General features: G+C 67.0%; 12 protein-coding genes and 1 pseudogene. 10 read left to right on the top strand and 3 right to left on the bottom strand.

The genetic code is table 11. The annotated features are described in order from the left end of the window. Positions 1–237 (top strand): annotated as a pseudogene (locus GX543_RS12445) (hypothetical protein); the annotation flags it as partial. Positions 238–322: 85 nt separating this feature from the next. Here the strand turns inward: GX543_RS12445 and GX543_RS12440 are convergent. Further along, positions 323–880: a TetR/AcrR family transcriptional regulator gene (locus GX543_RS12440; RefSeq protein WP_366929073.1), complete on the bottom strand. Its 558-nt coding sequence runs from the start codon at positions 878–880 to the stop codon at positions 323–325. A 124-nt stretch (positions 881–1004) separates the two neighbouring features. Here GX543_RS12440 and GX543_RS12435 point away from each other — a divergent pair, with 124 nt between their 5' ends. From GX543_RS12435 to ilvD, 4 genes are all read left to right on the top strand, one after another. Further along, the gene (locus tag GX543_RS12435; RefSeq protein WP_290852262.1) at positions 1005–1385 is read left to right on the top strand and encodes a hypothetical protein; all 381 of its coding nucleotides are present in this window, start codon (positions 1005–1007) and stop codon (positions 1383–1385) included. A 193-nt stretch (positions 1386–1578) separates the two neighbouring features. Beyond that, the gene (locus GX543_RS12430; protein WP_290852260.1) at positions 1579–3462 is read left to right on the top strand and encodes a YhgE/Pip domain-containing protein; all 1884 of its coding nucleotides are present in this window, start codon (positions 1579–1581) and stop codon (positions 3460–3462) included. A gap of 144 nt (positions 3463–3606) precedes the next feature. Beyond that, positions 3607–4149: a lipoprotein LpqH gene (locus tag GX543_RS12425; RefSeq protein WP_290852259.1), complete on the top strand. Its 543-nt coding sequence runs from the start codon at positions 3607–3609 to the stop codon at positions 4147–4149. Positions 4150–4808: 659 nt separating this feature from the next. Next, positions 4809–6518, top strand: coding sequence for a dihydroxy-acid dehydratase (gene ilvD, locus GX543_RS12420; RefSeq protein ID WP_290852257.1), 1710 nt, complete (start codon positions 4809–4811; stop codon positions 6516–6518). A 37-nt stretch (positions 6519–6555) separates the two neighbouring features. On the opposite strand, the gene GX543_RS12415 is transcribed toward ilvD, so the two are convergent. Beyond that, positions 6556–7602, bottom strand: a complete 1047-nt coding sequence (locus tag GX543_RS12415) for a mechanosensitive ion channel family protein (RefSeq protein WP_290852256.1) — start codon at positions 7600–7602, stop codon at positions 6556–6558. Positions 7603–8175: 573 nt separating this feature from the next. On the opposite strand from GX543_RS12415, the gene GX543_RS12410 reads away from it, so the two are divergent. The 4 genes from GX543_RS12410 to GX543_RS12395 all read left to right on the top strand — a co-directional run bounded on the left by GX543_RS12410 (position 8176) and on the right by GX543_RS12395 (position 11024). Beyond that, a complete protein-coding gene (locus GX543_RS12410) occupies positions 8176–8586 on the top strand; it encodes a helix-turn-helix domain-containing protein (RefSeq protein ID WP_290852255.1) in 411 nt (136 codons plus the stop codon). Positions 8587–8681: 95 nt separating this feature from the next. Then, positions 8682–9542 carry a hypothetical protein gene (locus GX543_RS12405; RefSeq protein WP_290852254.1) on the top strand — a complete coding sequence of 287 codons (861 nt, stop codon included), beginning with the start codon at positions 8682–8684 and terminating at the stop codon, positions 9540–9542. 10 nt (positions 9543–9552) lie between these two features. Further along, the gene (locus tag GX543_RS12400; RefSeq protein WP_290852252.1) at positions 9553–10080 is read left to right on the top strand and encodes an ImmA/IrrE family metallo-endopeptidase; all 528 of its coding nucleotides are present in this window, start codon (positions 9553–9555) and stop codon (positions 10078–10080) included. After that, positions 10077–11024, top strand: a complete 948-nt coding sequence (locus GX543_RS12395; RefSeq protein ID WP_290852250.1) for a hypothetical protein — start codon at positions 10077–10079, stop codon at positions 11022–11024. Before GX543_RS12400 ends, GX543_RS12395 begins: the two co-directional genes overlap by 4 nt. An 18-nt stretch (positions 11025–11042) precedes the next feature. Here the strand turns inward: GX543_RS12395 and GX543_RS12390 are convergent, their stop codons facing one another. Beyond that, positions 11043–11420, bottom strand: a complete 378-nt coding sequence (locus GX543_RS12390) for a hypothetical protein (protein ID WP_290852247.1) — start codon at positions 11418–11420, stop codon at positions 11043–11045. A 19-nt stretch (positions 11421–11439) separates the two neighbouring features. Between GX543_RS12390 and GX543_RS12385 the strand changes: the two genes are divergently transcribed. Next, on the top strand, positions 11440–11655 hold the full coding sequence (locus tag GX543_RS12385) for a hypothetical protein (RefSeq protein ID WP_290852245.1): 216 nt from the start codon (positions 11440–11442) through the stop codon (positions 11653–11655). The last annotated feature ends 77 nt before the right edge of the window (positions 11656–11732 follow it).

Below are 11732 nucleotides of genomic sequence, written 5' to 3'. Positions count from 1 at the left end.
GCCTACATCACCTGGGGCAAGATCCGCGACGCGTGGAACGTCAAGCGCGACGCCGAAGGCAAGCCCGCAGCGGACGGCAAGGGCGGCTCGCAAGGACCCCTGGGTGTCGCAACCAGCGACGAGACCGACGAGGGCGACATGAAGGTGTCGACTTTCGAGCACGGCAAGATCACCTGGACCCCGCAGGGCGACAAGCTCGAGGTCACCGTCAACGGCAAGGTTGTTCCGGCCATGTGAGTCGGCTGAACAGGCTTTAGCGAATCCGCTAACTCGCCCCGTCCGCACCGTGCGGCCGGGGCGAATTCCGTCTGCCCACCTCGGCTCAGCGGCCGTCGACCACGAGGCAGTAGTGCAGTTCGACCAGTCGGTCGACCCAGTCCTCGGCGATCTCGCCGGTACGGCCGTACTCGGCGAGCAGAGCGCCGACGATGGAGTCGACCAACGTCTCGATGTCGCCGTGCAACGCAAGCGATCCGTCGTCGATGCCGGCTTGCAGTTCCTCCGCCAACGCCTGACGATGCGCCTGGAGGACAGACCTGAACGCCGCAGAGAACGACGGATCCGAATTCGACAGCAATGCCGCGAAGCCCCCGAACCCGATGCCGTCGAGGATCATCGCCGAAGCATGCTCGACCACCCACCGCAGGCGCCCCTCGCCGGAGATGTCGTGATCCTCGGGGCCGGGCGGATTCGCGAGTTCCTTGAGCGCATCGGCGAGCATCTCGCCGCGGTCGGAGAATCGACGGTACACGGTGGTTCGCGCCACGCCCGCATGCGCCGCCACCCGCTCGATCGTGACCGCCGAGGGTCCCTTGGTACGCAGCAACTCGCGCGCGGCCGCAGCAATCTTCGCCGAGCCTTCGGTACGCGGAATCGGCACCCGAACTCCCCACCGTCAACACCTGAATAGTCCGATTAGACGTTACCTCAGGACTATCGATACGCTACATGTAGCGTTTTCTTTTCCGAACGCATCACCCCTCGCCTTCAGGAGTCGATCCGTCATGCCGTCAACCCAGCCGTCGTCAGCCCAGTCGTCGTCAACCCAGCGCGACGCCAAGGTCACTCCGCTGTTCGTGGGCTATGCACTGATGCTCATGCAGTTCATTGTCATGTGCCTGCTCCTGATGAGCCTGGCCCTGAACCTGGCCGCCTCGACGAAGATCGGCCTGGCCGTCGCCTGGGCGGTCCTCCTGGTCGTCTCCCTCGCAACACTCAGCAGCCAGGCGTTGGTGAACCGCCGCAAGGAGTCCGACGGCGCGTACCCGAGCCCGCACTTGCTGGTCCCCACCGAGCGCCAAGCGCGCGTCGCGCAGTACATGTCGCTGTACCGCACGCCCGGCGCCGTCCCCGAGCCCGCCACACCGGAGCGCATGGCGGCGTAGTCCTCGGATCGGACGACAGTCGCGCGAACTGCGTTTCCTTGCCCGATTAAGTTACCGGTGGGTATTTTCGTGCAAAGTTCGCTACTCTTACCCACGAACATCCCGATGCTTCGGGCCGCCGCAGTCTTGACGACCCTGGTCACGAGAACACTAGTGCGATCCCCGTTGCCCCGACCTTGCTACGGAGCAGCAAATGACAACCGTGCAACCGCAGCCGAAGATGCAAAGATCTCGGCTCGTCCGTCTGATAATCGCGCTATTGGTGACCATCCCGTTGGTGCTGGCAGCCGTGTACATGTGGGTGCTCTGGGACCCGACCAAGAAGGTCAACCAGATGCCCGTCGCGATCGTCAACAGCGACGCCGGTTTCGTCAAGGACGGCGACAAGATCGAGGCCGGCAAGAGCGTGGCCGACAACCTCGTCGAGTCGCAGTCGCTGGGCTTCGAGTTGGTCGACAAGCAGAAGGCCTACCAGGGCCTGCGTGACGGCCACTTCTACTTCATCATCCAGATCCCGGAGAACTTCAGTGAGACGTTGGGCACCATCGCCACCGTCGCTGACGCTCCCGCGCTGATCACGGTGACCTTCAACGACTACAACACGTTGAAGGCCTCGCAGATCGGCGGATCGGCGATGGAGAAGATCCAGCAGTCGGTTCTCAAGGGCGTCGCCACCACGACCGTCGGCGGCCTCGTCGACGGCGTGCAGACGCTGGGTGACGGCCTGCGGGCTGCCGCCGACGGCTCGGTCCAGCTCTCCGACGGCACCAAGACGCTGTCCGAAGGCACCCAGACCCTGGCCGACGGCATCAACAACGAGCTCCAGCCCGGAGCGTCGGCCGCCAGCGAGGGTGGAGCCAAGCTCGCCACCGGCGCCGCTACCCTGTCCGACGGTCTGGTGACCCTGCAGGAGGGCACCGACACGCTCGGCGCCGGTGCCACGCAACTGGCCGACGGCATCGAGCGCCTCACCGGGCGCATCCCGCTCGCCGAGGTCGAGAAGCTGCTCAAGCAGGCGCAGGCCGCCGTCCCGAATTCGTCGCAGCTGTCGACCGTCACGGAACTGATCGAAGGCCTGAAGGCACTGCAGTCGGGCAGCCGTCGCATCGCCAACGAGCTCACCGACCCGAACGCGCAGTACCGCAGCGGCGTCAACCGCCTCACCGACGGCGGCATCCAGCTCAAGGAGGGCTCGGCAGAACTGTCGGCCGGCCTGGTCAAGCTCGACGCCGGTGTCGGCAAGGTCGCCGACGGCGTCAACCGCCTCAACGACGGTGCGCAGCAGCTCGACGCAGGCGCGGGCAAGCTCAAGAAGGGTCTGGTCGACGGTTCCGAGCGGGCACCTGATTTCGGCGACAAGGAAGCCCGCGTCTCGCTGGCCTCGCTGATCTCCACGCCGGTCGCCAAGGACACCGTGCACATCGCGCAGGCGCAGTTCTTCGGTCCGGGCGGCGCGGTGACCATCCTGATCATCGCCACCATGCTGATCCCGATCGTCGTCTTCATGTCGTTCCGCGGCCACCGCTTCGTCACCGAAGACGAGACCCCGCGAAGCCTTGGAGCGACCGCACGTCGCGGCGCCATCATCAGCGCGATCAGCCTCCTCGGTGTTCTGGTCGTCGGCATCGCCACCTGGCTGGCCCTCAGCCCGGCGCCCGACCCGTCGCACCTGTGGCAAGTGATCCTGATATCCGCCGCGGCCACGGTAATGAACGTGGCGTTGATCTCCGTGCTGTTCACCCTGTTCGGCTACGTGGTCGGCGCCCTCAGCTCGCTGTCGTGGCTGATGTTGCAGCTGTTCTCGTACGGCGGCATCTGGATGATCCAGACCGTCCCGGCGCCGTTCCAGTGGCTGCATTGGATCTCCCCGATGACACTGGTGCGACACGGATACATCGCCGCGTTCAACGGTGTCTCCGGATTCGCCGCCAGCTTCGTCAGCCTGCTGCTGATCGCCGTCATCGGCGGTGCCGCAACCTTCGCCGCCGTGCGGTTCCAGCAGAAGCGCTACGAGGACGCGACCTCCGACGGACCGTCCCCGGACGATTCGGCGACCAAGGAGCTCGCTCCGGCCTGATCCGGAATCAGTCTCGACCTGCCGTGCCCCGTCCCCCTGTTTCCAAGGGCGACGGGGCACGGCCATTTCTGATGCTGCCGCGACGCACGCAGCGACGGGACGGTTGCCGCGCAGTATCCCCCGACAGCGGTTAACGTGAGGCTCATGCCGACTCACACCTCGAACCGCGTCCGCCTCGCAGTCGGAATCGCGGTGCCTGCGCTGGCGTTCAGCGTCGCCGCCTGCTCGTCCGACGACAATCACACCGGCGAGACCGTGACCGTCACCCAGTCGGCACCCGCCGCCGCGACCGAGACCGTGCCGAAGACCGGTGCGCCCGCGTCGACGGCCACCCAAGGCCCGGCACCGAAGGTCCTGCTCGACGGCACTCCCGTCCAGGCGCAGTTCGCGCCCAGCCACTGCGAGTGGGGCGAGGACGACGGGCGCCCGCAACTCGACTTCGACGCCGGGCACGACGATTCAGCGGGCGATCTGGACGTCGAGATCAACCTCACTGCGCCCCCGACCCTCGACGACCTGTCCCTAGAGATCGGCAACACGGAGTGGGAGACCACCGCTGAGGACCGCGCCGGAGCAAAGGTGACCGTCGACGGCGACACCTACCGCGTGATCTCCCGTGTCACCGACGACGACGATTCCACCAAGCAGGCCGACGTGGCCGTCACGTTCACCTGCTCGCGGGGTTGACGACCCCGAGCTGATCGAGTGCCGCAGCGGCATATTGAGATCACCCCCGCACGCACTCGCTCCGGCCTCGATCATGAGCGGGTTCGCTCCGCTCACACGCCGACTCGACCCCCTTGCTGATCGAGTGCCGCTGCGAGCGAAGCACGCAACGGTATGTCGAGATCACCCCCACACGCCGTCGCACCGGTCTCGATCATGAGCGAGTTCGCTACGCTCACTCGCCGACTCGACCAACAAGCGAAGGCACCCTCAGCTCCGCTCACACGCCAACCCGACCCCACGCCGATCGAGTGCCGCTGCGAGCGAAGCACGCAACGGCAAATCGAGATCGCCCCCACGCGCCGTCGCACCGGTCTCGATTTTGGGCGGGTTCGCTGCGCTCACTCGCCGACTCGACCAACATGAGAAGGCACCTTCGGCTGCGCTCACCTGCCCCACGCTGATCGAGTGCCGCTGCGAGCGAAGCACGCAACGGTTTATCGAGATCGCCCCTGCACGCAGTCGCTCCGGTCTCGATTTTGGGCGGGTTCGCTGCGCTCACTCGCCGACTCGACCAACATGAGAAGGCACCCTCGCCGACTCGACCAGCGGGAGCGGTCTGCCGCAGGCTCTACTGCCAAGACAGCACGCGTCGACGGCAAGGCTCCTATCGTCGGAGTATGGCCAGCGACGAGAACACCACGCCCGACATCAAACCTCGCAGTCGGGACGTCACCGACGGCCTCGAGCGCACCGCGGCCCGCGGCATGCTGCGGGCGGTGGGCATGGGCGACGACGACTGGGTGAAACCGCAGGTCGGCGTCGGATCGTCGTGGAACGAGATCACGCCGTGCAATCTTTCGCTCGATCGCCTGGCGAAGGCCGTCAAGGAGGGCGTGCACGAGGCGAGCGGCTATCCCCTCGAGTTCGGCACCATCTCGGTCTCGGACGGCATCTCGATGGGCCACGAGGGCATGCACTTCTCGCTGGTCTCTCGGGAGGTGATCGCGGACAGCGTCGAAACGGTGATGAGCGCCGAACGCCTCGACGGGTCGGTCCTCCTGGCGGGCTGCGACAAGTCACTGCCGGGAATGCTGATGGCCGCCGCACGGCTCGACCTGTCGTCGGTGTTCCTCTATGCCGGCTCCACCCTGCCCGGCTACGCGAAACTGTCGGACGGTTCCGAACGGCAGGTGACGATCATCGACGCCTTCGAAGCCGTCGGCGCCTGTGCCCGCGGCCTGATGAGCCGCGAGGACGTCGACACCATCGAACGGTCGATCTGCCCCGGCGAAGGTGCCTGCGGCGGCATGTACACGGCCAACACCATGGCCAGTGCGGCCGAGGCGATGGGCATGTCGCTGCCGGGCAGCGCCGCACCGCCTGCACCCGACCGTCGCCGGGACCGTTTCGCCCGCGAATCGGGCGCGGCCGTCGTGGAACTCTTGCGCCGGGGGATCACCGCGCGCGACATCATGACCAGGGAGGCGTTCGAGAACGCGATCGCGGTGGTGATGGCGTTCGGCGGGTCGACCAACGCCGTCCTGCATCTGTTGGCGATCGCCCACGAAGCGGGCGTGCCGCTGTCCCTCGACGACTTCGCCCGGGTGGGTTCCCGAGTCCCCCACCTCGCCGATGTGAAGCCCTTCGGCGCGCACGTGATGACCGACGTCGATCGCATCGGCGGCGTGCCGGTGGTGATGAAGGCGCTGCTCGATGCAGGCCTGCTCCACGGCGACTGTCTCACCGTCACCGGCCGCACCGTGGCCGAGAACCTGGCAGACGTCGCACCGCCCGATCCCGACGGTCTGGTCCTTCGCGCCATGGACGCACCGATCCACCCCACCGGCGGAATCACCATCCTGCACGGCAGCCTCGCACCCGAAGGCGCGGTGGTGAAGTCCGCGGGATTCGACACCGACGTCTTCGAGGGCACGGCGCGCGTCTTCGATCGCGAGCGCGCCGCCATGGATGCGCTCGAAGACGGCACCATCACCGCGGGCGACGTGGTGGTGATCCGCTACGAGGGCCCCAAGGGCGGCCCGGGCATGCGCGAGATGCTGGCCATCACCGGCGCCATCAAGGGCGCGGGCCTCGGCAAAGACGTCCTGCTCCTCACCGACGGACGCTTCTCCGGCGGCACCACCGGCCTGTGTGTTGGCCACGTGGCGCCGGAAGCGGTCGACGGCGGGCCTGTCGCCGCTGTTCGCGACGGCGACCGCATCCGCCTCGACGTCGGCAGCGGAACGCTCGACATCCTCGTCGATCCCGACGAACTCACCGCACGCCTGGCGGACTTCGAGCCGCTTCCTCCGCGGTACACGCGCGGCGTCCTGGCCAAGTACGCCAAGCTCGTGACCTCCGCTTCCCGAGGAGCCATCTGCGAATAGTCGGCGCGACCGTTCGCGCCGTGCTGCTGCACTTCCGCTACTGCGCCAGCGTCGCGTCGGACATCCACGTCGGGGCGCCGCCGGGGTAAGGCGCATCGATGCCCGCGTCGTCGAAGGCCTTGCGGATTCGACGGCGCAGTTCCCTCTCGGTGGCCCACTGAGCGTTGGCGCGCGTCACGACGGTCATCCGCATGGTCCAGGAGTCGGGACCGAGTTGGTTGACGCCCTGCAGTTCCGGAGCGGAGAGAAGGTCGGACTTCATCGGTTCCTCGGCCGCCGCGGCGGTCGCGGTATCGAGCGCGATGGCGCAGGCACGGTCGACGTCAGCCCGATACGAGACCGGGAATTCGAGGAACGCGACGCCGAAGTCCTGGCTGTAGTTGCCGACGCGCATGATCTCACCGTTACGGCAATACCAGAGGGTGCCGTGCAGGTCGCGCACGGTGGTGACTCGCAGTCCAACAGTCTCCACGGTGCCTGATGCCTCGCCGAGGTCAACCCAGTCTCCGACGCCGTACTGGTTCTCGAACAGCATGAACAGGCCGGACAGGAAGTCCCTGACCAACGCTTGCGCGCCGAATCCCAAAGCCACACCGACGATGCCCGCGGAGGCGATGAAGGGTGCGACGTTGACGCCGAGGATGCCCAGGGTCTGCAGGATGATCCACAGCAGAACCATGAACGACACCAAGGATTTGAGGACCGAACCGATGGTCTGCAGACGTTGAGCGCGGCGCTCGTCGCGCTGTCGCTCGGCCCGCACGTCGTCCGCGCTGCGCTGTCTCGAGTACTTCCGCAGGAACGCCGCGGTGAGTCCGCTGCCTGCGTCGACCCGCAGTCCCGAAGCGGTGTCGCCACCGGTCTCCTCGTCGAAGGCAAGCCGCTTCTCCTCGGCGCGCTTCTCTCGACGAGTACGACGGCGCGACGTCTTCCCGGCCGCGGGCGGCTTAGTGGCGCGGTCGATGGCGCGATGGAGGAGATAACGGACGACGATCCCGAGAATCACGTAGACGGCGATCTGAATCGGACGGTCGATGAGCCAGGTGTGACCGGTGTCAGTGAGCTGAACGGCTAGCTGAGTCATGACCCGATGCTACGGATCCACTGCGTTCTCGCCACCGTAGTAAATCGGAGGAAATGCGCGTGACGGCACCAACGGCGGGTGCTCCCCCCTAGGATCACCCGCCGTCAGCGGTCTTGCCGCACTCGGTGCCGGCGCGACGGTTCTGCCCCCGATGACACCAACATCATCTGGATCTCCCGACACGCGCCGACCAACTCACCGAGGCACGTCAGTTACCGTACAGCAAACACTGCGCACGTCCAATCGGGGGAACCCCAGAACCGCGGAACTCCCTACTGAAATCCATCATCTATGCAGTTCACAGTCGTGATGATGGATTTTTAATCAGGTTGATTCAGTTCGCCGAGCCCGCCGTTTCGCCACTAGAATCTTTGTTACAGCAACATCTGATTGCTAGGATGTAGACAGTGAGGGGACCGACCAGTCGGCCAACGCCACTTCAGATCGAGCGCGTGTCGTACAAACGGCCGAACGAACTCTGGAGTCGGTGCGCCGCCCGGGCCGCTACCATGTGTCGGGCATCAACACCGGTGACGACCACGTTCCACAGAAAGCGCATGGATCAAGAACACGATGGACGACTGCTTCGCCGAGCGGCTGAACCGGCTGTTCGAGACGGTGCACCCTCCGGGGCGCAAGCCGCATACCAATGCGGAGGTCGCGGACGCGGTCACGGCCGCGGGACACAAGATCTCCAAGCCTTACCTGTCGCAGCTCCGCAATGGACACCGCACGAATCCGTCCGACGAGACGGTGGCTGCGCTCGCACGCTTCTTCAAGGTGCAGCCCGACTACTTCTATGACGACGTCTACGCGGCGAAGATCGACCACGACCTCGAGTTGCTGAGCCAACTCCGCGGCCGCGGGCTTCGCCGGCTGTCGAGCCGAGCATTCGACCTGTCTGAGGAATCCCAGGACATGCTGACAGCCTTCGCCGAGAAGCTGCGCCGCGGCGAGGGTCTCCCCGAGAGCCCCCTCGACTGACTCCTCAAGACCGTCATCCGTTTGGGCTACGGCCCGTCACGAAGGTAGCTTGGACAACGATGCTGGTCCGGAACTCTTTGCGCGCTGCGCGACCGATGAGCGTCGCCGCAGCATTGCTGGCAATTCTGTTCGCCACTCCTGCGACGGCGCCTGCTGCGCCGTCGGCACCCTGTTCTGCCGACTGCTCGGACAGCACCGCTGAGGCCGGCGAGCCCAGCACCGATTTGCCCACCACCGATCTCCCCGGCACCGATCTCCCCGCGATCGACGAATCCGATGTCCCCGACGCGCCCTCGACCGACGACGACAGCGCCACGGGTACAGACACCGAGACCGACGGTGACGACGGTTCCGGCTCGGTGGTCGTCCCCACCCCGCCCGAGACCGGCGACGGTGGCGATGGCGACGACGATGACGATGACATCGGTGGCGGCATCGGCGGCATCGGCGGCATCGGCGGTGGCGGAGGAGACTCCGGAACCGGCGGTGGTACCGGCAGCACCGACACCGACTCGGGCACCGGCGACTTCGGCGAGAGCGCCAGGGTCACGATCACCAACGACCCCGACGACAACCCCGTCATTCGGCCGGACCGACCGACACCCGACGCTCCCGCAGCGAACGCCCCCTCGGCGAGCGGCCCCCAAGATTCCACCGCAGGCGTACCCGTCGCACCGTCTCTTCCCGGAACCTCCCCGAACCGTGCGACGCCCAAGCCGCCGACTTCCGACCGGGACCGAGCGCCCGCGACGGCGACCGAAGTGCCCGTGGAGCCGGCCGTCACGACTGCAGCGCCGTCGCTCACCTCACAAGACTTCGCCGCCGCAGGCACCGGGATCGCCGGCCTCATCTTGATCGCGGGCGCCGCAGGAGCGATGACCTACCGGAATGCCCGCGCGGGCCGCGTGCGAGTGAATGCGGCGCGCGCGGAGTTCCTGTCCCCCGGCGGCCGGTGACCCACCGCCCATGAGTGACCCCAGCGTCGACGCTGCTCGGCCACGCCGCTCGCACCGACGCATCCACGCCGCGGTTGAGGCGGTCCTCGACGTCGCGGCGCAGAAGCACGCGGGCACACTCGAGGAGATCGTGACCGCAGTGGGCGAGAGCCGTCGTCGGCCGATCACCGTGTCCGTCGAAGACCTGGCGCCCGGCGTCTGGGGACAGCGACGCGAGTACGACGACCACGACGAGATCGTGCTCGCCCGCTCCCTTCCCAGCGAAGCCCGAACCCTGGCACACGAACTCGGGCACGTGATCTTCAAGCACCCCGGGGCAGCCGCCGACACGACTACCGTGGCCGCCGAGGACGACCTGATCGCCTACATGCTGGGGATCACCGCCGAACCAGGCGACGACGCCGTATCGGATGCCGACCACGACCTCCACGAGTGGGAGGCCGAAGCGTTCGCGTCCCGCCTTCTGCAGCGCTTGGGCCAGCTGTACCGTCGACGTTCCTGGCGTCCCATGCTCCGCTACGACGAGGCCCTCGGATGACCTGGGTCACCTGGGTGATCGCGGCGCTGTGTGCTGCTGCGGTGGGCGCTCGGCTCGGACGACTCACGGTCCGACCGCCATCGCTCGCGCGCAGTTCCGTCGCGGTCGCGGCCGTCGCCGTCGCCGCCGCCGCTGCTGTCCGCACCCCGACCGTCGCGCTGATTCTAGGACCCGTCGGCAGCAACGCCGCGGTCCTGACTTTCGTCGGATGCTGGGTGGTCGTCGCCACGGCGACCGCACTCATCGCGCTCTCGGCGCTGCCGAAGCTGGGCGCCCGCCCACTCGGTGCGGCGGCGGTGGCGGTCTCTGCGCTCGCGGTCGCTGACGTCGTGGCGATGGCCGTCACCGGCGAGACGATGATCGGCGCGCTGTTCATCGTCCTGTCCGGGATCTTCTCGATCGGCGTCGGGCTGCGCTATGCCGCGTGGAATCCGCTCGGCCGGGCCATCGCGTTCTACCTGTTCGGCTTGGCGATCATGGTCGCCGTCCTGGTGGTCGCGCCGACCGAGGTGGAACCGATGTCCGGCTGGTGGGCCGCGGCCATCATCATCCTGAGCGCCGCGTGCTGCTCGGTGATGGTGGAATCCTGGGCCGTCGCACGCCTCGACCTGCGACGCACCGTCGACCTCCACCGGGCGCTGATCGCGGCGCATCCGGAACTCGCCGATCCCGACTACCGCTCGGCGACGCCGGTCCTTCAGGCCAACGACCGCGTCTCGGAGATTCTCGACGGGCTCTACCTGCACGCCGGCGCAGGCCTGGTGCCGGCCGAAGGCAGCGAACAGAGCACCGAGCGACCGCGAGCACGCGCCCGTCAGATCGCTCGGTGGCTGAAGGAGGACGAGGTGACGCTCATCGACCCCGACGTGCTCAGCACTCCGGACGGAGTGTCCGACCGCGCGTGGGTACGCCTGATCGCCCGAGAGTTCGACCGGACCCCGTGAGTTCGACGCCGTGAGTCGTCAGCCGAGCCACGGCACGGGCGCGCGACGCAGGTCTCGCGACACCACCCCGTACATGGTGACCCCGTTCCACTCCAGCTGGTCGAACTGCGTGCTGTGCCAACCGGAGTTCATCCAGTCGCGAAACTTGGGCGAGGCCGTCCACGCGTAGTAGCGCCGATCCCGCTCGACGCAGTAGTCCTCGACCTTCTGCATCATGTCGAACAGAACCCGTCCGCCACGGACATCCGGTGAGATCACCGTGAGGAAGCAGTTGACCGCGTCCTCCATCGGCGTGGGCAGCGGCGGACTCGTCCAGAGCTCGAGCAACCGCTCCCGCAACCCCGGAGTCTGGATGGCGACCTCGACGTCTCGGCAGGCGTAAGGGGGCTTGCCCATCGGGCGCGTAATCCACATCGTGCGGCTGCCATCCGACCAGGCCGACGAGCCGACCCTCCATTTCCGCCCCGACCACGCAATCGACGTTGAGCAGTGGGCGGAGGAGCAGTTCGGCCAACCATTCACGCTTTTCGCGGTCGTCGATGTGCTCGGCGAGCAGCCATTGATACAGGGGGATGTCGGCGATGAGGGGAATCACCGCGTGCGCATCGCCGGCGGTGAGGGTTCGTACTGAAACGGGCGGGCCGCCTCGCTCGGAAGCGAGGCGGCCCGTCGTCCCATTCGGGTCAGTCATTGACGACTATTCGCTGG

This window comes from Gordonia sp. (in: high G+C Gram-positive bacteria), assembly GCF_012515855.1.
Classification (GTDB): domain Bacteria; phylum Actinomycetota; class Actinomycetes; order Mycobacteriales; family Mycobacteriaceae; genus Gordonia.
The sequence above is the reverse complement of the archived record's forward strand: the minus strand, read 5'-3'. Positions and strand labels throughout refer to the sequence as shown.